Origin of the sequence: Litchfieldia salsa (assembly GCF_900104555.1) — a bacterium.
Classification (GTDB): domain Bacteria; phylum Bacillota; class Bacilli; order Bacillales; family Bacillaceae_L; genus Litchfieldia; species Litchfieldia salsa.
Genome location: NZ_FNJU01000006.1, coordinates 165,517 through 186,456, shown reverse-complemented (window position 1 = coordinate 186,456; position 20,940 = coordinate 165,517). Strand labels below are relative to the sequence as shown.

22 protein-coding genes and 1 tRNA gene are annotated in these 20,940 nt (G+C 34.7%); 6 read left to right on the top strand and 17 right to left on the bottom strand.

Going from position 1 to position 20,940, the window contains the following annotated elements; translation table 11 throughout:
* Window positions 1-7: 7 nt before the first annotated feature.
* The 3 genes from comGB to BLQ56_RS13700 all read right to left on the bottom strand — a co-directional run bounded on the left by comGB (window position 8) and on the right by BLQ56_RS13700 (window position 2,686).
* Entirely contained in the window at window positions 8-1,048 is a 1,041-nt protein-coding gene (gene comGB / locus BLQ56_RS13710) for a competence type IV pilus assembly protein ComGB (RefSeq protein WP_090855276.1), read from the bottom strand.
* The gene (gene comGA / locus BLQ56_RS13705) at window positions 1,029-2,102 is read right to left on the bottom strand and encodes a competence type IV pilus ATPase ComGA (RefSeq protein WP_090855273.1); all 1,074 of its coding nucleotides are present in this window, start codon (window positions 2,100-2,102) and stop codon (window positions 1,029-1,031) included. Before comGA ends, comGB begins: the two co-directional genes overlap by 20 nt.
* Before the next feature lie 137 nt (window positions 2,103-2,239).
* Window positions 2,240-2,686: a DUF6376 family protein gene (locus tag BLQ56_RS13700; RefSeq protein ID WP_090855270.1), complete on the bottom strand. Its 447-nt coding sequence runs from the start codon at window positions 2,684-2,686 to the stop codon at window positions 2,240-2,242.
* Window positions 2,687-2,846: 160 nt separating this feature from the next.
* Between BLQ56_RS13700 and BLQ56_RS13695 the strand changes: the two genes are divergently transcribed.
* On the top strand, window positions 2,847-3,041 hold the full coding sequence (locus BLQ56_RS13695; protein ID WP_090855267.1) for a YwbE family protein: 195 nt from the start codon (window positions 2,847-2,849) through the stop codon (window positions 3,039-3,041).
* A gap of 333 nt (window positions 3,042-3,374) precedes the next feature.
* Here BLQ56_RS13695 and BLQ56_RS13685 read toward each other — a convergent pair whose 3' ends face one another.
* The 3 genes from BLQ56_RS13685 to BLQ56_RS13675 all read right to left on the bottom strand — a co-directional run bounded on the left by BLQ56_RS13685 (window position 3,375) and on the right by BLQ56_RS13675 (window position 4,801).
* A complete protein-coding gene (locus BLQ56_RS13685; protein ID WP_090855262.1) occupies window positions 3,375-3,773 on the bottom strand; it encodes a hypothetical protein in 399 nt (132 codons plus the stop codon).
* 175 nt (window positions 3,774-3,948) lie between these two features.
* Window positions 3,949-4,599: a DUF421 domain-containing protein gene (locus tag BLQ56_RS13680; RefSeq protein WP_090855258.1), complete on the bottom strand. Its 651-nt coding sequence runs from the start codon at window positions 4,597-4,599 to the stop codon at window positions 3,949-3,951.
* 130 nt (window positions 4,600-4,729) lie between these two features.
* A tRNA-Gln gene (locus BLQ56_RS13675) sits at window positions 4,730-4,801 on the bottom strand.
* A 777-nt stretch (window positions 4,802-5,578) separates the two neighbouring features.
* On the opposite strand from BLQ56_RS13675, the gene BLQ56_RS13670 reads away from it, so the two are divergent.
* Window positions 5,579-6,280 carry a helix-turn-helix transcriptional regulator gene (locus BLQ56_RS13670; RefSeq protein WP_090855255.1) on the top strand — a complete coding sequence of 234 codons (702 nt, stop codon included), beginning with the start codon at window positions 5,579-5,581 and terminating at the stop codon, window positions 6,278-6,280.
* Window positions 6,281-6,350: 70 nt separating this feature from the next.
* Window positions 6,351-6,593 carry a DUF2626 domain-containing protein gene (locus BLQ56_RS13665; protein ID WP_090855253.1) on the top strand — a complete coding sequence of 81 codons (243 nt, stop codon included), beginning with the start codon at window positions 6,351-6,353 and terminating at the stop codon, window positions 6,591-6,593.
* Between the two features lie 26 nt (window positions 6,594-6,619).
* On the opposite strand, the gene BLQ56_RS13660 is transcribed toward BLQ56_RS13665, so the two are convergent.
* A complete protein-coding gene (locus BLQ56_RS13660; RefSeq protein ID WP_090855250.1) occupies window positions 6,620-7,744 on the bottom strand; it encodes a class I SAM-dependent methyltransferase in 1,125 nt (374 codons plus the stop codon).
* A 2-nt stretch (window positions 7,745-7,746) separates the two neighbouring features.
* The gene (locus BLQ56_RS13655; protein WP_090855247.1) at window positions 7,747-8,382 is read right to left on the bottom strand and encodes an MBL fold metallo-hydrolase; all 636 of its coding nucleotides are present in this window, start codon (window positions 8,380-8,382) and stop codon (window positions 7,747-7,749) included.
* Window positions 8,383-8,471: 89 nt separating this feature from the next.
* Between BLQ56_RS13655 and BLQ56_RS13650 the strand changes: the two genes are divergently transcribed.
* Window positions 8,472-8,957 carry a hypothetical protein gene (locus BLQ56_RS13650; protein WP_090855244.1) on the top strand — a complete coding sequence of 162 codons (486 nt, stop codon included), beginning with the start codon at window positions 8,472-8,474 and terminating at the stop codon, window positions 8,955-8,957.
* 106 nt (window positions 8,958-9,063) lie between these two features.
* Window positions 9,064-9,237: a DUF2759 domain-containing protein gene (locus BLQ56_RS13645; protein ID WP_090855241.1), complete on the top strand. Its 174-nt coding sequence runs from the start codon at window positions 9,064-9,066 to the stop codon at window positions 9,235-9,237.
* A 252-nt stretch (window positions 9,238-9,489) separates the two neighbouring features.
* Here the strand turns inward: BLQ56_RS13645 and BLQ56_RS13640 are convergent, their stop codons facing one another.
* The 7 genes from BLQ56_RS13640 to BLQ56_RS13610 form a co-directional block, all read right to left on the bottom strand.
* Window positions 9,490-9,798, bottom strand: coding sequence for an MTH1187 family thiamine-binding protein (locus BLQ56_RS13640; protein WP_090855238.1), 309 nt, complete (start codon window positions 9,796-9,798; stop codon window positions 9,490-9,492).
* 14 nt (window positions 9,799-9,812) lie between these two features.
* Window positions 9,813-10,946 carry a YqgU-like beta propeller domain-containing protein gene (locus tag BLQ56_RS13635; RefSeq protein ID WP_090855234.1) on the bottom strand — a complete coding sequence of 378 codons (1,134 nt, stop codon included), beginning with the start codon at window positions 10,944-10,946 and terminating at the stop codon, window positions 9,813-9,815.
* Window positions 10,947-11,146: 200 nt separating this feature from the next.
* Window positions 11,147-12,340, bottom strand: a complete 1,194-nt coding sequence (locus tag BLQ56_RS13630; RefSeq protein WP_090855231.1) for a M14 family metallopeptidase — start codon at window positions 12,338-12,340, stop codon at window positions 11,147-11,149.
* A gap of 188 nt (window positions 12,341-12,528) precedes the next feature.
* Window positions 12,529-14,430 (bottom strand): LTA synthase family protein, encoded by a 1,902-nt coding sequence (locus tag BLQ56_RS13625; RefSeq protein WP_090855228.1) that lies wholly within the window; start codon window positions 14,428-14,430, stop codon window positions 12,529-12,531.
* 336 nt (window positions 14,431-14,766) lie between these two features.
* The gene (locus BLQ56_RS13620) at window positions 14,767-15,720 is read right to left on the bottom strand and encodes an ROK family glucokinase (RefSeq protein ID WP_090855224.1); all 954 of its coding nucleotides are present in this window, start codon (window positions 15,718-15,720) and stop codon (window positions 14,767-14,769) included.
* Window positions 15,721-15,757: 37 nt separating this feature from the next.
* On the bottom strand, window positions 15,758-15,949 hold the full coding sequence (locus BLQ56_RS13615) for a YqgQ family protein (RefSeq protein WP_090855221.1): 192 nt from the start codon (window positions 15,947-15,949) through the stop codon (window positions 15,758-15,760).
* 204 nt (window positions 15,950-16,153) lie between these two features.
* The gene (locus BLQ56_RS13610) at window positions 16,154-17,623 is read right to left on the bottom strand and encodes a spore germination protein (protein ID WP_090855218.1); all 1,470 of its coding nucleotides are present in this window, start codon (window positions 17,621-17,623) and stop codon (window positions 16,154-16,156) included.
* 262 nt (window positions 17,624-17,885) lie between these two features.
* Here BLQ56_RS13610 and BLQ56_RS13605 point away from each other — a divergent pair, with 262 nt between their 5' ends.
* The gene (locus BLQ56_RS13605) at window positions 17,886-18,761 is read left to right on the top strand and encodes a hypothetical protein (protein ID WP_139163096.1); all 876 of its coding nucleotides are present in this window, start codon (window positions 17,886-17,888) and stop codon (window positions 18,759-18,761) included.
* On the opposite strand, the gene BLQ56_RS13600 is transcribed toward BLQ56_RS13605, so the two are convergent.
* Together BLQ56_RS13600 and BLQ56_RS13595 are read right to left on the bottom strand one after the other, a co-directional pair.
* Window positions 18,733-20,289 carry a rhomboid family intramembrane serine protease gene (locus tag BLQ56_RS13600; protein ID WP_175490301.1) on the bottom strand — a complete coding sequence of 519 codons (1,557 nt, stop codon included), beginning with the start codon at window positions 20,287-20,289 and terminating at the stop codon, window positions 18,733-18,735. The two genes, BLQ56_RS13605 and BLQ56_RS13600, sit on opposite strands and share 29 nt — an antisense overlap.
* Before the next feature lie 360 nt (window positions 20,290-20,649).
* Window positions 20,650-20,829 carry a hypothetical protein gene (locus BLQ56_RS13595; RefSeq protein ID WP_090855209.1) on the bottom strand — a complete coding sequence of 60 codons (180 nt, stop codon included), beginning with the start codon at window positions 20,827-20,829 and terminating at the stop codon, window positions 20,650-20,652.
* Window positions 20,830-20,940: the final 111 nt, after the last annotated feature.

The window sequence follows — 20,940 nt, the reverse complement described above, 5'->3', positions numbered from 1 at the left end:
GTCCCTCCTAGATTGATTCTATTAGATTAAACATTGGTAACAGCATGGCCATATACATAAATACAATCATCACTCCAACAACAGTCAATAACAATGGCTGCATCACGGTTAATCCTTTTGTTGTTTTCTCTTCAATCCTTTGAACAACATACTGACTATAATGGAATAACTCTACTTCTAATGCCCCATGATTTTGACCATGTAAAATGATGAAAGAAAGCTCTTTTTCATAAAATGGTCGTTCATTAATCACGTCATGTAGCCGGTCACCTGATACTAACCTTTCCTTAATAACGACCGCTTCTTCTTGAAAAAAACGCGAATGATTCTGTTGTTCAAATAACGCTAGTGCCTCAAGGATCGATAACCCTCCTTTTAATAAGTTACTGAGTTGGACTGAGAAGAAATGTGAATTCCATAACATCCAAAAGGTATTAAAGAATGGTATTTTAAGTTTGATCACTGCTTGGGAACTGGCTGTAAGGTGTTGATAGTAGAATTTGTAATAAAGAAACAGTAGGATTGCCAAGAAGAGTAGAAACAATCCAAAGACTTTACTATAGGTAAAAAAATTAAAAATAACCGTTAGATATAACGAGGATTTACCAGAATTCATTGAGGAATACATACCTTCAAACTGTGGTAGTAACATCTGTTCAATGACAACAAACATGATGATGACAAACAAAAATAAGAATACTGGATAACGTATTAACTTCTGTAGTTTCTCTTGATACTCTATTTTCCGTTGTAAGATTGAACTCCCTTCTCTAAGAGCAAACGAAATCTCCCCATGCTTTTCAGCAAAATAAAGATATCCCAACACATCATGGTGGAAATTCATATCACGAAAAAGCTCATACACTGAATCCCCCTCTTTTAACAGTCGGATTGAATTCTCTAAGTGTTCTCGACATCGATTACTTAGTTGGATCTGTAAAAATTCAATTGCTTGAGATAAAGCATACCCTTGGTCTAACAACTCACTTAACCTCTTCATAAATATCGTTTGTTCTTTTAAAGGCCAATCACTTCTTAGGTTCCTCATAAGACCACCTTTCTAGTGAATCTGGATAAAGGTATCCTAGTGCAATTCCCTTTTTAATGACATCTCTAAGTTTTTCATAATGATGATATTCACTACTTTCTCCTTTCGCTTCCTTAAGCACACTTGTTAGCGCGGAACCATATAGAATTTCATATACACCTGCTCTTCTCGTATGTCTTAACCTTTTACATAAAGGAGTACATTTACCTTCACAATATGGACAAACCAGGTCAATTAATCGTTGTGCGGCAATTGCAATTAAAGTTTGTTCGATTTCTTGAAGACTGACTCCAAACTCTAATAAACGATAAATAGCTCCCTTTGAATCACGCGTATGCATTGTTGATAGTACGAGATGGCCAGTTAAGGATGCTCTAATTGCGATTTGGGCTGTTTCACTATCACGTATCTCACCAACCATTATTATGTCAGGATCATGCCTTAGAATCGCTTTTAAACCTGTTGCATAAGTAATTCCTGCTTTTTCGTTTACTTGAACCTGAAGAGCATCGTCTGTCCGCTTTTCAATCGGGTCTTCCAACGTAATGATATTTCGGTTAAATAGTTTTTTTGATTCATGAAGAAGTGAATAAAGGGTGGTCGTTTTACCTGATCCGGTCGGACCCGTGAAAATAATTAAGCCATGAGAGTGTTTTAATAATGAGAGAAGCTTTTTTGATGTTTGTGGAAATAGAGAGATTTGTGATAATGGATGATGAGCATGATCCAGAAGAATACGAATCACTAGGCTTTCCTGAAATGCGGTGGGTAAGGTGGATAGTCGTAGATTGATGGTGATATTTCGGTTTATGACCGTTAGTGCTCCATTTTGTGGCCTTCTCCGTTCTCCAATATCCATACCTGCTAGAAACTTAAAATGTGAAATTAATCGTTCACACGTATCCTTAGAGATCCTATGTTTTTCATATAGATCACTGTCTAGCCGAAAATGAACCATTGCGTCGTCAGGCCTTGGTACAAAATGAATATCAGAAGCATTCATTAGCAACGCTTCTTCAATCAAACGATCACCTAACCGTTCAATTGTATTCAATATGATTACACCCCTTTCTCATTTTTTTGATACTAGAAGAGAATTCGAGGTCTTGGCTGAAAATCCTTTTTATAAATTGTTACATTTAGGTGAACGAAAAAAAGAGTGAGTCAATATAGACTCAAACTCCCCTCCATTTATTGACCCAATTGTTTGATTTGGTCAATTGTATTTGTTATCTTCTGAATCGATTGATAGATTTCTGTATTTTCAAGAACCGTTGGATCGAGCTTCCCATTTTCCATATTGTTTAAGTAGAGATCAATTCCTTCTTCTACCTTTGCATTTTGATTGACAATTTGCTCATGAATCTCAAGCGCTACCTCTGGTGCCTCTAGAGCATTAAATGCCTCCATCTCTTGTTTCATATCTAGTAACTTTACTTCAAGGTCCTCTGCAGCTTGTTGATCATTGACAGCTTGTTTAGCAAGTGCCGGGACTTCCTCCGCAAATGTACCCGCTTTTGATACATATTCAGTAGCTTCTTTTCCATATGTGAGTGTGTTATTAACATCCTCCATTAATGAACAACCGCTCAGTAGCATTAATGCTGTTATTAAAAGAACAGCCCAACTTTTTTTCATAAAACTAGCCTCCATCATTAAAAATCTCAGATTACACTATTATATACGTTCTATTATTATAAAAGTTTCACTTATCTATAAATAAGTTTTTTCCTAAATTGTGTATTTCCCTTTTATCATATAAGATAGTAAAAACAACCAAGAGAAAGGATTAGTTACTATGAATGGACAAAATCGATCAGATATCAAACCAGGTAGTGCAGTAAGCATTGTCCTAAAAGCAGATCAACGAAGTGGAAAATTAACAGACGGTATTGTGAAGGATATTCTTACAAAATCAAGTTTCCACCCCCATGGTATTAAAGTAAGACTAACAGATGGACAAGTCGGAAGAGTTAAATCGATTCGCTCTTAAGGTAGTAAGATTCACATTTTGTGAATCTTGTTATATGCTAACAAATAGTAGGCCTATTATAGCCATACCTATATAAAAAAGACTTGGGTAAAAGATACTTTTAAGCATATTTCTCACTGTCCATCCTTTTTTCCTTTTCACAAGAAAATAAATAAAGTTGGGTACTGCTAAAATTAATAAGCATTGGATAATAACCACCATTGATGAGAGTGCCCACTCTATTACATTTGAGGTGGTTAGGATTAAACCTAACGTAATAGATACCCCTAAGATGATATGGAGGGGCGCCAGTATTAGATTCAATTTGACTATTTCATTTTTCATATAAGCTTCCTAGTCCTCATTTCTAATCATAAATTTCCCTTTTTCATAACGGTAAGCTATTTTATATTCATTACCAAGGCTATATTGATTACATACTTCTTCTACTTCAATCCTCTTATTCCCTTCATAAATAAAAGTCATTTGCGCATATTTATCAATAATAGAACAACGATACCCTATTTCAATTTCAATTAAACTTTTTTTATCTACTTGAACGATTCTTTCATCTTCAACAGATGGTAAAAGCTTCGGGATGATCATTGTTGATATAACAAGGAGAATTCCAATGATCACGCTTAAAGTTGCCTTCTTGCGCTCTTGTCTAGTTAGTAAGAAAATAACACCAGTTACCATAATTCCGCAGCCAATAGCAAATAAAAGCAAGCTTCCGATATAGATAATCCCCATTGAATCACCCCCCTTAAAAGATACTCCAATTACATTTAAATACCCTGAAATTTGTTCATAAAAATACAACCAGAGAAATCTCTCTGGTTGTATTTTTCAGATCATATATGTTAAATCAAGGAGGAATCTATATATATGTATGAACCTCCAGTCCATTCTATTCCACAAAACTATTTTATTGTAAGTATTTTGGTGGTGGAGTTTGATGTCCTTTATTTATTACTTCATCAAAAACAGTATCATTTTGCTGTGGATTTTTGGATGCTTGACTCGTGATTGTTTTCACCTGTTGTTTACTTCCAACCATTCTCCTTGGTAATAAACTACGTAATTGCTGAATTTCATCCATAATATTTTGGATATCTTCTTTCGTTGCTGGTTGTTTTTTTTCTTTTAAAATAAACCCTAATTGCCCATTAGGTTCAAGTGTTCCCACTTGTACATCACTGATATTGGTAATGCTATTTTGTCTTAGGTGCATTTCTAATTGATCTACTGTAAAACGAAGCTTTCGAAAGTTCTTTTCATTTAGCTTTCCATTTTCAATCAATACCTTCGATTTCCCTGTGATGAACTTCTCAAAGAAATCAAACTTTAATTGACCAAATTCGATTACTAATAATGCTGCTACTAAGGTAAGGCCTACAATCAAGGTAGTCCAAACATTTCTACCAACTATGGGTTGTACTAGTAACGAACCAAGTCCAATCATAATTACAACTTGAGCCAAGGTCATTTGAGAAATTGATTTTCTACCTGCAACCCTTAGTAGCAATGTCCCACCAAATACAACAACCGCTGCTTTCCACAATAAATCAAAGTCCATCATCTATTACTCCTTTTTTCATAATATATGGTTAGTCTTTATCATCACGTCAATTCTATTCTTAAAATAAATGAAAAAGAGGTTGTCTCAAGTAATTAAACACTTGCAAGACAACCTCTTTTCTAATTAGCTGGGCTAGCTGGATTTGAACCAACGCATGACGGAGTCAAAGTCCGTTGCCTTACCGCTTGGCTATAGCCCATTGAAGCAGCTTCATGAAACACTTCCTTGAATATGCTACATGAGCTCACATCGCAGAAATAATTGTGGGTAATTTCAGAAGGAAATTACACGGAATTATTTCGACATTACTTAGGTAACTTTTTCAATCTTAATTTGAAAGCTACTTGAAATATCGTCGACATTACTGATACAAATGAAATCCCACTTCTTAACGAAGTAAATAACAGTTGTTCAGGCGACTGTAATACTATTATAGACCGATTTAAAGAAATTATACAAAAAAACCATTTTTCTCTGAATTTCTTTTACTTAATTGACTAATTTTGAGGATCATCCTTGTCCCATTAGGCCTTTCATAGTTAATTTATTTTTTGTCTACGATTTTTCTATTTTATCTACGAAAAAAATTTTTTATCTTCGAAATCTCAATTATATCTTCGAATTTTTAAATTTATCTTCGAAAATGATGATAGATCGATTATTCTACAAAATCGACCAACAATCCCTCGTATTGGAACTAGCTTTTAACCTCTACTCTTTATTGATGGTCAAAAAATTGACATAATTAGTTTCTCATCATATTCATATATTCTATAATAAAAAGCTTGTAAAACCCCTGTTATATCAATATTCTTCACAACTTCTCAAACCCAATTGTTCTATGACAACGTTAGTTTACCACTATAGTACTTGTGAACAAAAAACAACAGTTACCTTTTACAGCTTAAATACAATTCCAATGCAATTTTTGCTGTATTATAATGGAATTAATTCATAAAGGCAGGGGTGAGCTTGGATGGAACAAACATTAAAAATTACAAATGTATTGTCTGATCCAACACGATATTATATCTATCAATATGTAACAAAACGACATTGCGAAGTAACTGTTCAAGAGATTGCAGATTCCTTTAATATACACCCAAACGTTGCACGGCTACATCTTTCAAAACTAGAAGATGTTAATATGCTCGTTTCAGAAACGAAGAAAACCGGAAAAGGAGGAAGACCAAGTCGATTATACCGTCTTTCTGATGATACGATCCAACTTCATTTCCCTTATCGCGATTATCAACTACTTGCAAAAATAGCGATTGAGACTATGGTTAGTTTAGGCCCTATCGGTAAAGACGCACTCTACCAAACAGGCATGAAATTCGGAAGAGAATTGATGAAAAATGAGATTCCTTCAAATCAGCAGTTTATGCAAGAGTCTTCATTCGACGAAAAGTTAAATTTATTGAAGCAAGCCGCCACATTAGCTGGCTTCTATCCAGAGGTAAGTCATAACTTTGAGAAAACAAAAATCTTTTTCCATGTTAATAATTGTCCATTTAAAGAAATGGCTAAAGAGCACACAGAATCTGTTTGTGGGATGCATTATGCGTTTATTCAAGGTATGTTTGAAATTTTATTTGATAATGTTGAGTTGCAACAAGCTGAAAACATGATGGTTGGATGCGATTCTTGTAGTTATCAAGCATTTATTACAAAGTAATATTTACAATTGACTAAATTGTACATTATAATAGTGTAGGATGGATTCGAAGGTCAAAGGAGGGGTACATATGGATCGTATGTTCCGAGTATTAGGATTCTGGACAGGAATCTTCGCTGTAATGTTTTACCTTGGCCATATGGAGCAAACTGCATTATTATTCTTTGGTCAAACAGGATTCTTCATATTGTTAAGTTATCTAAAATTGTCTGAGCGTATGTATATTTATATCTTTGGCGCATATTTAACAATTTTCTTTGTTGCCTTTACATATTGGACAACATTTATGATGACTCCAGGTGGTACTCACTAAAAAAAGCGATGTTTTCATCGCTTTTTTTATTTGGCCGAAAAATCAATCATATTCGTGTTACCTTTTTTCTGAATTAACACATGAAATGCTTCGCTAATCCCTCCACCCATAATCAATGATCGAATGGCTCGGTTTTGTTTACTCTTTTCAGAAAATGGATTTGTATCATGATGCTCCTGTAAGAAGTCCAATATACCCGCAGCTAGAAGAAATTCATCCTGACGCAACTTTTTATCGAATTTAAGGCCATACTTATCTCCATAAAATTGTACCGCGTCAAAACTGATATGTGTTGTTAAATCCATTTCCCCTGGGTGTAACAATGGATTATCAATCAGCTTATGGTTTGAATAGCCACGTAGACTTCCCCTTCTATACTGAGGTAACATCCACTCATCATTCGTATAACCATAATCGACAGTAAACACAACACCTCTACGGATTAAAGTAGACATATCATTCAAATAGTTAATCATACTAAGCGGAACTTCAAATCTTTGATTATCTGCTAGAACTAATTTCTGTTCTTGGAGATATATACTCAGCTCTTGATCCTCTGTAACACATAATCTTTCACAAAGGTTATGATCTTCGTCCATCGAAACCATAACCTCATATAATTGCCCATCTCTTTTTTCAACTACTCTGACTGGAAAGGCATCAAAAAGTTCGTTTGAAATCATTATTCCTTCAAAGTTTGGAAATCTTTCAATAACCTCTTCAATACTTTCATACTGTACAACTTGTTTTCCTATAGGTAAAATTTCTTGTTGTAGTTGTCTATGATATGGACTTGTTTCAATAATGATATAGGTTAGAGCTGAAAACGACTGTTGGTCTAATTTTTCCCATTCATCAAGAATAGCTTTAGCAAAACGCCCATTTCCCCCACCTATTTCACAAATGATGAAAGGAAGCTCATTCTTTTTACAAGTGTTCATAAGCACATGAGCAAATAACATTCCGAAAACATTCGAAATGTTACTACTTGTAATAAAATCCCCTTCTCTCCCAATCTTTTGAGTATGTTTCATATAATACCCACATGTAGAATCATAAAGAACGGTATTCATATATTCTTCATAAGTAATCATGTTATTCTTAGCCTGATGGATCTGTTGTTGAAGTTTGGACCTCAATTCTTCATTCATGATTAGAAACCATTTAAAAAAGGATTGTTGTCCATTTCAGCACCAATAGTCGTTTCGCCTCCATGACCAGATAAAACGATTGTTTCTTCAGGCAAAGTTAATAGTTTATCATGAATACTTTTGATTAGCTGGTTGTGATTTCCACCTGGCAAATCAGTTCTACCAATACTTCCTTCAAAAAGGGCATCTCCTGAAAATACTACCTCTAACTCTTCCACATAAAATGAAATACTCCCTGGTGAATGTCCTGGTGTATGTAAGAGAGTAAATGAAAATGAACCTATGCTGAACTGTCCTTCACTTTTAATTAATTCATCTGGAGCTTGAACAGCCAATCCCCCATCAGGAATAAAAAACTGCGAACCATTTAAACTTGCATCTTGTAACCAATTCTTCTCTTTTTCATGAACATAAACTGGAATATTCCATGTCTTTCTTACATCGTCTACAGCACCAATATGATCGAAGTGGGCATGAGTTAATAAAACAGCAAGAGGCTTTAGCTGTTGCTTTTGGATGATCGATATTAATCTTTCACCATCACCACCAGGATCAAAGATCACACATTCTTTTTGATCATTTGATAATAGATATGCATTTGTTTGTAAAGGCCCCAAAGGGATTCTTTGCCATTTCATTTTGTTTCCTCCATTGCAGATAGTATCCTTATATTTTACACTAATAATAGATGCTTAAAAAGGAGAAACCACTAAATGGGGGTAAGGTGATGAAGACAGTTTATGCAATTGAACTAAACGAAGAGCTTCTAGAAGATGAAATTGAATTATTAGAGCAGGTGGATGTTCAGATCTTTGTTGAAAGTTCTATCTTGCTTATACCTACAAAACAAAAGCTAGAAAGAATAAAGAACTATATAATGGATATTGGAAAGTATGAAGAATCTTATCAGCTCATAGAATTAAAACAAGCAGAAAGAACCGATTTATTTTATGATTTTGGCTTTATAATAGGTGATTCCTCTTACCTTATAACAGAATTGATTTGTAGCTTTAACATTATCCAAGGTCAAAAGGAACAGATTGACATGGCCTTATTACAAATGGAAGAGTGTTTACTTGCAATACATCAAGAAGATAAACAACGTTTTTTCTTCATTGATATCCAACAAAAAGAGTTAATCGAACGATTTGCAAAAGCCTATGAAATAGAAGTTTCTTTTTTTGACCTCGACAAATGGACTGAAAACGATTAAAATAAAAATTGAAATAATACTCTTTACACTCTACATATGTTGTATTTTCTCATTTATGGGAAAAATATAAATAGGATTTTACTTTTGTAACAAAGGGGGCTTCATAATGGGTACTGTTATTATCTTTGCATTAGTGGCAATTCTTTCCGTATTTGGTTTAATCCGCTCTGTACGCGAAATGAACCTTTTAGCAATTGGATTTTCTTTTGGTTCAGTGGTTGTATTTGGCTGGTTCTCAGTCATGACGTTTATACATCACGGACTTCCGGTTGCACACTAAAAATGAACACTAGAGGGCCAATTCTTTTTCAGGCCCTACATAAGACGAGCCGTCAAGAGGGTGTTTAACCCTTTAGACGGCTTTCCTTATGTTATCCGACTAAACTCTCCTTCTCTTGCCATACGATTTGACCATCTCTAAATCCCAATCCACCAAAAGTAAAAATGAGAGTTACCTAAAAGTAGCTGGAACTTTTAGGTAACCCTCATTTTTTATTTGAAGACATCATATAAAATGACTTAATTCTATTATTTATAATTTTGCCTCCACACTTGCAAGCTTGTCATCCATTTTTACTTTCTTATCACGGCGGTCATCAATTCTTATGTTGGTAGCTACTCTCTGAATCCCTTGAGAGAAGGGAGCTTCATGGATCGCTTGGATAACTTCAAACAGTGTAGATAATTCACCTTCTATAATTGTATTCATTGGAGTTAACTTATAGTTTATTTTCCCTTCTTCTTTATATCCAGCTAAGATCCCTTGGATATTCGCTACATAATCACTGACACTCGGTGTCTCCGTTCCTATTGGAATTACTGTAACATCTACAATTGCCATTTTCATCTTCTCCTTTAATCATTAATTAAATGTTCCACTTTGTTATTACGCGTATCGATGATCATTTCATATTGGTACCCATATAACCCGAATTCACCGTTTTCAGAAAATAGGATTGGATAACTGTTCACATTTTCTAGTAGGGTTGTTTCCTTACCATCTTCTAACGAGTAAGAGGTTAATTCAAATAATTCAGTATACGTATCAAAATCACCAGTATTATAAGGTTTAAACGTGATGAAGCTTTTAGTATCTTCATTGTAATATTGATATGGAATATACCAACTGGAATAGTTCGTTAATAATGGATACGGATGCTGGGCAAGCTTCTCTTTTGTATCAGGCTTGGTGAATTTGTAGAAGCTGTATGATTCAGAATCATCTTGCATTTGAACGGTTAAAAGTAAATCACGGAAAGTAGAAAAAGAAATCACACTATCAAATAATAATGTTTCTTTTCCTGTTGTTAAGTCGAAGCTAAATAAAGGCGCTTCAATTGAAGGTTCGTCAACTCCCCAACTCATATAAGCGACTGTTGTCGCATCCAACCACTGAACAAATGGCTCTTTTACATTTGTTTGTTCTACCTGCTCTTTTTTCGAGTCCATCACAAATGTCTTAAAGCTCCAGTCCTGCAAAAAGGTTGTTATAAATAATTGTTCCTTCTTGTAAGGACTCCAAACATATTCAAGATCATAAGCTTCTGTTTCCCATGCAAAGACTTGCTTACCAGTCTCATCAATGACAATCAATTCTGCTTTATCTCTTGAATTTGACGTATGTAATAAGAATAATGAGTGATCCTCATTTGGCTTCAATGACAAAATCCGTGAATCGGAAGAAAAGAATAGCTCCTTTTTCCCATTAAAAATATGATACCGATAAATATTAGATTTCTCAGCATTATCAGTAATATATAATATGCTTTCATTGTCAAGCCATCCACCAACTGTATTGAAAGCTTCCCCATTCATGTCAAGAGACTTAATTTCCTTTGACTCTCCAAAAAATTCTTCAGGTATTGGTTGCTTCTCTAACCCTAGTTTTTTCCCATATGGAACATCACTATTTTCATACAGCTGATGAGATGGATTACATCCTACAATGAGAAGTGTCATTACAAAGACGAACATCATTTTAAATCTCATCAACTTTTATTCACCTCTTTATTAGATAATACGATTATGAAGGCTAGAATGTTTCATTTCAAGTGCAAAAAACCGATTTTAAAATAAATATTTTTTCTTTACCCCTGGGACAAATTTCGTCCCACTAACGGTGCCAGGCACCACAGGTAGGACGAAATTTGTCCCACTTGTGGTGCCTGGCAGTTTTTAATCTTATTTTTTTACATGTACATGGATGCAAGGAATATTCCAAGGCTTTGCTGATAAATCTCATCAAATTGACTAAGAGGCAAAGGATTGACCCCTTCTCCTAGTTCAATTGTATAACCTGGTCGTTTATATTCTTGTATAAACCAATCCTTATAGCCTGCATGGCTATCTATATATCTCACAGCTCTATAACCACTTACCCTTGCAAATTCTCGAACAATGGGTTCTGCTTCTCTTGGTTCGGCACCTTCATAGCCCCAGTAAATTTCTTTTCCTTGAGTATGAAATGCCAGCACTCGATTGAAGTCTCGCTTTTTGGTTAATTGGGTTATTGCAATCGCTTCTGGTTCAGTTAATGGTGCGTCACCAGGATAATCCCTTGGTGCAGGTGACTTTGGTTCTTTACGTTCTTTCTCAATTTCCCAGTTTGCAGGGAATTGGTTATTTAAATCAATACCTCTTATATTTGCTTTCCAATCCTTAAAATCTAGGCTACCTTTATTTATTTCAACGACAGATGATCTATAAGGTTCCTCATTAGGTGGTCCATTCAATACAAGGTCTACTCCATCAGGATTTAGCATTGGGACGATAGATAAAGTACACTCATAATAAAAAGGATCCATATAAAACCCTCGGATTGACCCCATATTTGTTAGTGATAATAAATACTCATTCATGAACTTCATAATCACTGCAGTTGTGATCCATTCATTTGCATGAAAGGATCCATTCAAATGAACTTTTTTCTTTCCACGTCCTATACGAATCTCTGGGATTTTAGCTCCTAAAACACTATTTCCGATACTAGTTTCTCTTAAAAATGGGTAAATCTCTTGTAATTGTTTTAAATCTGATATTAATGTTTGATAATCATAATTTTGCTTTGCATTTATAATAGGCATTGTAACCCTTGACGGTAGATAAATTTCTTGTCCAACCTGTAAATTCTCTGGATCTATTCCTTGATTAAGGATAAATAATGCATCAGGTAATAGATTTCGTTTTCTTGCTAACTTCCAAAGTGTATCGCCTTGTTTAATATTGTAGTTTTTTATTATAAAGCCAGGGATGTTTATTTTAGAGCCAATCTCAAGTTCCTGTGCATTTACCTTACGATTAGAATCAATCATTAATTGTAATGGTACACCGAAAATTTGACTATAATACCATAATGAATCTCCTAATCTTACAATTACCTTCATAACCATCCTCCTCATAAACTCCTTCTTCCTACAATATGAGAAACATCGCGTAATTATAACAAGCAGATACAAGGTCTTTGTATTTCTTAATTATTTTGGCTGTTTTCGTATAGATTATTGCTTTTAAAAGACGCAGGCCGTAGACGAAAAAGAGATATCCTCAAAACAGGATACCTCTTTTCGCTTTATTATTCAGTTACTTCTGCTTCTTCTAATTCTTCTTTATAATCAGTTCCATTATAGAAACGAAGCAAATCTCCATACACAATTTGATCAGAATAATCCAATTCTTGGGTAGCTTTTTCCATATATGGTTCACAATTTGTTGCTTCTATTTCGAGTCCAGTTTCCTTATCATAGCAAGTAGACTTTGTATATACATATTTATCTGTTATGAAACTACCATCTCGTAGAACAGTGAACTCCACTTTTTTATCAGAAAATAAATCCGCACCAAAATGAACATCATTTTTTGTTTCAATTCCAAGTAAATGGAGAATGGTTGGCTTCAAATCAATTTGACCTGAAACATCCGAAATCACTTTTGATTTGTCTCCATCTGTTACACCAGGAATATGAATGATTAATGGGACTCTCTGTAATTGAACTGACTCAAATGAAGTTACTTCTCTACCTAAGAATTCTCCCATTGCTACATTATGATTTTCCGAAATTCCATAATGATCACCATAAAATACTAAAATTGAATTCTCATATAACCCTTCATCCTTCAATTTTTGAACAAAGTGTTTTAAAGCTTCATCTTGATATCTTACTGTAGGAATATATCGGTTTAATGTACGACTTCTAGTTGTTAACTCATCAATCATCTTATCTTCTTCATCAAGTTCAAATGGGAAATGATTTGTTAATGTAATTAACTTAGAATAAAACGGCTGTGGTTGAGTTTTCATTAGGTCAACAGATTGCTCTAAAAACTCCTTATCTTTTAACCCCCACCCTACAGAGTTTTCATCATTCACTTCATAGCTTTCAATATCAAAGAAATGATCATATCCTAGTGAATCATACATGATGTCGCGGTTCCAGAAGCTTTTGTTATTTGCATGCAATACAGAAGAATAGTATCCATGCTCTTTAATTATTTTAGGTGTTGCTGTATATTCGTTACTGCCATGTGTAAAGAATACTGCACCTCTTCCTAATGGATATAACGAGTTATCTAGAATAAACTCTGAATCTGATGTTTTCCCCTGTGCTGTTTGGTGATAAAAATTTTCGAAGTAGTAACTATCTTCAATTAGATCATTTAAAAAAGGTGTAATTTCTTCTCCTTCAACGGTCTCATTAATCACGAAACTCTGAGTTGATTCCATTGAAACTAGGATTATATTTTTACCGTTAGCCATATTAAATGTCTCTTCACTCGGTTTCTTATAATTTGCGTTTAAATAGTTTTCAATATCAACAAAAGAACTTCCATCTGCTAACGCTCGCTGTGCTGAAGATTTTGATTGTAAAACAATGTCATATACATGATAGTTATATGTCCCAATATTTTTAATAAGAATTTCACGATCAAATGTACGTGTTAATAATTCAGGACGCTCTGCTTCAGATAGGCCCAAATTAAAAAAGAATACTGCTGCTGTAATAAGATAGTAGAATCTTCTCTCTTTTTTTGAAATTAATTGTATTTTCGTAAAGTTAGGCTTTAAATAGTACAATGCAATCAAGATTATAACGTCGAGAAATAACAATAAATCACTGAACTTGAATAACTCTGAGAAGCTACTACCCAAGTCTGCCATATTTTTAGTTTGTAGTAATACAGGAATCGTGATGAAATCATTAAAGAAACGGTAAAACACTACATTTGCAAATAATATCCCAGACGCTAATAAAGTGACAATAATGATATATACATTGCGTCGTTTTTCTTTCATAAATAGGGATAATCCGAAGACAAACAATAAAAAGCTCAATGGATTGATAAACAAAATAAATTCTTGCATCCAAGATTCTATTTTTATATCAAAGCTAGTTTTATATACAATATACGTTTTTATCCACATAAATACAGTAGCTAACAATAAGAACTGTACTTTAGGAAAAGTTGATTTGTTCATTTACCTTTTTACCTCCTTGACTTTTCCAAAGTAAATATATATTTCCATATTTAGGGTTTTGGAGAAGACTATACATTATCTTAATACTTTCTTTACATAAAATCAATCTTAACTAAATTGTTTTAATTTACACTTAAGTTACTATTCTTTCACATTTATTACATATATTAGACGTACAAGTTCTAAGAAAGTTTCATGTAAAATTAATGTTGTAATAGTTTGAATATTCAACAAAAACATCTGCCTCATATTTGGTAGCGTTGGTACCGCTTTCAGGTTTGTGGCTTTTATTCTAAAAAAAAAAGAGAATTCAACCGAATTCTCTTTCACTGTTACTTATAATTTTGTTTTTGCAATCCACGCTCCACCAATTACACCAGCATCATTACCTAATTGAGCAATTGTAAATGATACACCTTCACCCACTCTTGGGAACACAAAACGTTGGAACTGTTCTCGCACTGGGTTAAGGAGTATGTTTCCTGCTTTCGAAACACCTCCACCAATGACAATTTTTTCTGGGTTTAAGCCGTTAGCTAAATTTGCAAGAGCAAAACCAAGGTAAAAAGCTACTTTTTCCACAACCTCTTCTGCAAGAGGATCATTTTCTGCTAATGCATCAAAGACCATTTTTGATGTCATTATTCCTGTTTGTTCGTATTGATCACGCAAGATTGATGCTTTTGATGAATGTTGAAGTGCCTCAACTGCTAATCTTGAGATTCCAGTTGCAGAGGCAACCGTTTCTAGACAACCTGTTTTACCACAATTACATGCTGCTCCATCTTCAGGAACAGAAGTGATATGGCCTATTTCTCCACCAGCTCCATTTATCCCATGAATAACTTCACCGTTTGAGATAATTCCTCCACCAACTCCTGTACCTAATGTGACACAGATCAAATCCTTTGAACCATCACCAGCACCCTTCCACATCTCACCAAGAGCCGCGATATTTGCATCATTATCAATCACAGCCGGTAAACCTGTTTCTAATTCTAAATGCGATTTCAGTGGATAGTCCTTCCATCCTAGGTTAACTGCCTCATATATTAAACCTGTTGCCATATTAACAGGTCCAGGTGCTCCCATACCAATTCCTACTAACTTGCTCTTTGGCATATCTAACTCAGAAAGTTTTGTATCAATTGCCTTTGCTATATCAGTCACGATCGTTTCTTTGTGTGTATCAATTTCCCACTTTGTAATAAATTCACCATATTGAGTAATAAAGGCCATTTTTATAGTGGTTCCACCTAGATCAATTCCTACTAACCATTTTTCATTCATTTCAAATCAACATCCTTTACTATGTATTGTCTCTCACTTACATTAGTTTTCTAGCTTCTTGTTTTAGAAGTAACATCGCCATTTGATAGTCCTTTACTTCAAGTAACTTTGCTTCATATAATTCACGTATTTCTGATTCCATCATCTCTAAATCAGCCTTTTTGTCACCAGTATAAATGAACAATCCGTATTTTTTCAGTAATGCTCTTATATCTAACATTGATTTCATGTGATCACCTTCTTATAGCTGTCCATTAAAATTCGTACATTACTAGATTAGTTGAAATAAAGCGCTTTAGCAAGACTTCTTCGGTGAAAAGTTTGTCTTTTCTTTGAGAAAATGGAATCCTTTCCATAACGATATTTAATTTTACCTTATTATACAAAAAAACAGGTGCTCTCCAATTAAGGAAATCACCTGTTTAGTATTATTTTACTTATCCGGGTCCTGAGGATGTATAATACGAGGCCTATTTCTCTTAAGAGGAATTGGCTTTCGTAATAGAACAGTAATAAAATCGCGGAACGAGAACGGTAAAAATGGCCATAAATAAGGGACATTAAATGATTTCATTCTCGCAAGCATGATGATAAATAAGAATACTCCTCCAACATAACCAATTACACCTAGAACTGCTGTTAACACTAGTAAAGCAATTCTTACTAACCGGTTTGCTAAGCTAAGCTCATAACTTGGTGTTGCAAAGGTTCCAATTGCAGCAATCGCTAAATAAAGAACCACTTCGTTTGAAAATAAACCAACTTCTACTGCTACTTGTCCAATCATAATAGCGGCAACCAACCCGAGCGCTGTAGCAAGCGAGGTCGGGGTATGTATGGCTGCCATCCTTAGCATATCAATTCCAACCTCTATTAACATAAATTGTAGGAAAATCGGAACTTGTCCTGTATCATTAGGACCAACAAATTTTAATGCTTCTGGTAATAGTTCTTGGTTTGTTGCAAATAAATACCACAGTGGTAATAAAAACAGTGAAGCCCAAACAGCTAAATAGCGAACCAACCTTAAATAAGCTCCAACTACTGGTTTATTTCGATATTCTTCTGCATGCTGCAAATGATGCCAAAAAGTTGTTGGAGTTATAAGAACGCTTGGCGACCCATCTACAATAATAATAATATGTCCCTCAAATAAATGAGCTGCTGCTGTGTCAGGTCTTTCTGTGTAACGAACAACAGGATATGGATTAAAATGTCGACCTGAGATAAATTCTTCAATCGTTTTTTCACCCATCGGTAAACCATCTGTATCAATCTTTTCTATTGCCTTTTTTACGGATTCAATATGCTCTGGATCTGCGATATCTTCGATGTACCCAACAACAACATCTGTTTTTGATCTCCGACCAACCTGCATATATTCCATTCTAAGTGACCGATCTCTTACTCTTCTACGTGTCAATGCAGTATTGAATACAACCGTTTCAACATAACCATCACGTGCTCCACGAACAACACGCTCAATATCTGGCTCTTCTAAACCTCTTACAGGGTAGGTTCTTGCATCAATCATGATTACATGATCAATACCATCCACTACAAGTGCAGTTGGGCCCGCTAAAACTCCGTCTACTACTTTATCTAAATCATTTTGTTTTTCTACTTCTACATATGGAATATATTTTTTAATGAGCTTATTTAGGGTGTCGCCTTCTAAGCTTTCAGCATCCTGCGTAAGTAAAAACTTTTGGAGAAGATGAAGAATGTCATCCTTAATTAATCCATCCACGACGAACATGGCCATTTTTCTACCTGCATACTCCTCTAATTCTATATGCATGATATCAAAACTCTTATCAACACCAAGACTTTCCTTCAGGTATGCAACATTTTCATCAATATTCGTGGATACGAGCTTAATGACCTTTTGCTGGTCTTCCATAAACACAACTCCAATCTATTGTAAAAGGCAGCATAATCTACACTTTTACGTTGTTCCATTTATTCCTAGTAATCCATCATGGACGTAAAAAGACAAATTCATACATCCACCTCATCTTTATACACTTAAAATAATGGAAATATACTCCTGATTCAAAACCTTTTATTTTTTATCTTTATTTTTGATAAGTCCTCTCACATATTTCTTCTCCTGTTCTCATAGGTTGTTAAAAAAGGATGTCCCATTTCGGAGGATGAATATGATGAAGCGTATCATTTACATAAGTACAATTCTGTGTTCAGTTTTGTTTGCTGGTTTTCTCTACATAACCAAAGAAGAAACTCAAGAAAGCATCATTTTTTTCCCTTTAGATCGATCTGTCATGTTTACTGTTGCTACAACCAATCTAACCTTAATAGACGCGAAAGATGAAGACGAGCATATACTTGAGTGGGATAGCACATCAATATTAGATCGAGAAGTTTTTTTAAGACAGGATGTATCCCTGCTATTTTCCGATGGGAGATTAAAAGCAAAAACGTCTGAATGGGAAGATCAAAGCAAAAAAATTGCTCAATACTCGAAAATCACCGGTGAAGATAGCAGTCATTATGTAGCGATTTCTTATCATCATGGAGAAATCCATTATGACGATAACCATATAAAAAGCACTCAAAAAATGAGTGGTGATCACTTATATGTCATTGACTCGTCATTTAGTTCATTAGAATCATTTCGCGAACCTAAAAAAACCACTCAAAAAGAGTGGAAAGATATATTAGATCATGCAACCGAACAAAACAGAGCTTATGCTTTAGCTAATTTAATCGATCACTTCGATATCAACACAACCGATTATAATCAGCTCCCACTTAGCGAATTAGTAGAATATAATGAACAGCCTTTATTTGAATTGGATAATGAAAAAACACAGCAAACCATTGGTAAGCTGTGGGAAGGTATTTATAGAAACTATTTTCTAGGGATAAAATTGAAGGACGGAACAGTTATTGACCCAATTGGAAGTTCAGAACCACAATTGTTTTTTCATAAAGATTCTAGCCATATCTTAATTCTATTTGAAACAAGTGAAGGTGACCCAATTCAGCTTATTCAGTATGTTCCAGGTAGTCATTGATTTCTGACAATACTGATTGATAGTCTTTATTCTCTGGGTCCTCATTCAAAGCTTTTTCAATCGAAGATTTTGCTTTTTCATACTCTTCTAATCTAGAATAAACAAGTGCTAAATTATACTGTGCTTCATGTAGTGTAGGTAGTTCCTTTGTTACAATTTCAAGATGTTCCTTTGCATCTGTTAGCTTCCCCAGTTGTACTTCGGTGAAGGAAAGATAGAAATAAAGTTCAGCTGGGATATTCTCATTCTTTTTCTCTGCTTCGATTAAGAGTTCATATGCCTCATTAACTTTGTCTTCTTCAATATATGTCTTTGCTAACCGAACTGCGTATGCGGGATCATTGGAGGTAGGTTGGACTTGATAGCCAACATACAGCATTGCAATCAGTAAAGCAGCAGCCAGCAGAAAAGAGATCGTTCTTTGCAGATACTTTTTTTGCCCTGGTAAATGTAAAAAGCTCGATGCTATAAAACCACCAATTAATCCGCCAATATGACCTGCATTGTCGACAACCGGGAATATAAAACCAATTAATAAATTTATACCAATGACAACAATGACATTCGAACCCATCGTCCGAAAGAAAAGAGAAGGATGAATAACACCAAAAAACAGGAGGGCACCAAAGCAACCAAAGATAGCTCCAGAAGCACCAGCAGAAATTGCAGGACTAAACACAAAGCTAGCTAATGTTCCAGCAAAACCTGCAACCAAATAAAGAACTAAAAATTTTGTTCTTCCATAGATTTTTTCCACTGCACTTCCGAGAAAATACAAAGCCAATGTATTCATCACTAAATGGAAAAATCCAATATGTAAAATAATCGGCGTAAAAAAACGCCACCATTCTCCTTGTAATAGAAGATAATTATCTTTGGCTCCAAAGGTAATTAAAGTTTCTGTATTCGTGCTTCCACCTTTAACTTCTAATACTAAAAACATGAAAATTTGTATAAAGATAAAAAGGTATGTAAAATAAGGTTTTCCATATGAAAATATCTTTTTTTCTTGTTTGGTACGTTCATTTGAAACTGTAAGCACCTTCGACTTTAATTCCTCAACCTGAATATAGTCATATAAAACCCCTTCTATTTCTAGAGTGATTTTCTCTCCCAGGATATCTGAAAGGTCCTTTAATCCTTCTTGAATATTTTCTGAATGAATGACCTTTGTCATTAGAGAGGTCTGTTCTTTTGCTCCTATGAGAAGTGGTTTATCTGTTTTCTCTCTCCATTCATCAACCGGTGGAAAAGTAGAGATATAAAGATTTAATGCATTCATTTTTCGCTTATTCATTCGTTTTCGAACTTCTTCTATTCTTCTACCCGCCTGTTCCATATCTCTTTGCATCCAGTTTGCCCAATCAAGATCATACCGCACAATCCGGACAAGTGTTGGTGCATTTTTATTGTTTGATTCTAACCAAACTTCATTCTGACTTTGAGATAGCTGGATCAATCGGTATTGATGTTCTACAACTAGCTGATGTATCGTATTCCAATAAAGATAATCTTGTTGAAAAACCATCTCTTCTCTCCTATTCGATTCTCGTCTTTTCCCCATTTTACTATGGAAAACTTTAGTTGTAAAAAAGCAACCCTTTTTAAGTTAGGCTGTTTTCTAAAATTTAGACAATTACAAGCAGGCTGAATACACGTAGACTCCTGCGGGATCAGTGGCCAAAGTGAGACCCCACAGGAGCAATAGCGACGAGGAGGCTCACTGGTCACCCGCCGGACGCGGAGTGTATTCAGCCTGCGGCTTTAAAAGCAACAATCTATACGAAAACATCCTTAAAAACATACCCGTGACTAAAAATGAGACTAAACCCTACACTCTCTCAAAAACGAGTCGTTTATAAGGTCAGCCTCATTCTATTAAATAGCATTATCGAAAAGCTTGACTCATCATTTTGTTTCTAACAAAGGGAATACTCATTGACATTCTTATAAATGTTTTTCGCACAGCAGGATTTCCAAGTACACGATTCATGATGCGATAACGATAACGATAAATCCCATATAAGCCAGCTACAAACAAGACAAGTCTACTCAATCCATTCATCATTTAAACATCCCTCCTAGTGATTATACTTTGATAAATTGCCTCATTTTATCCTTCAAGAGCACAATTGAAAGTATTTGTTCACAATTAGAAAGAGTCCTAAATTAATAAGAA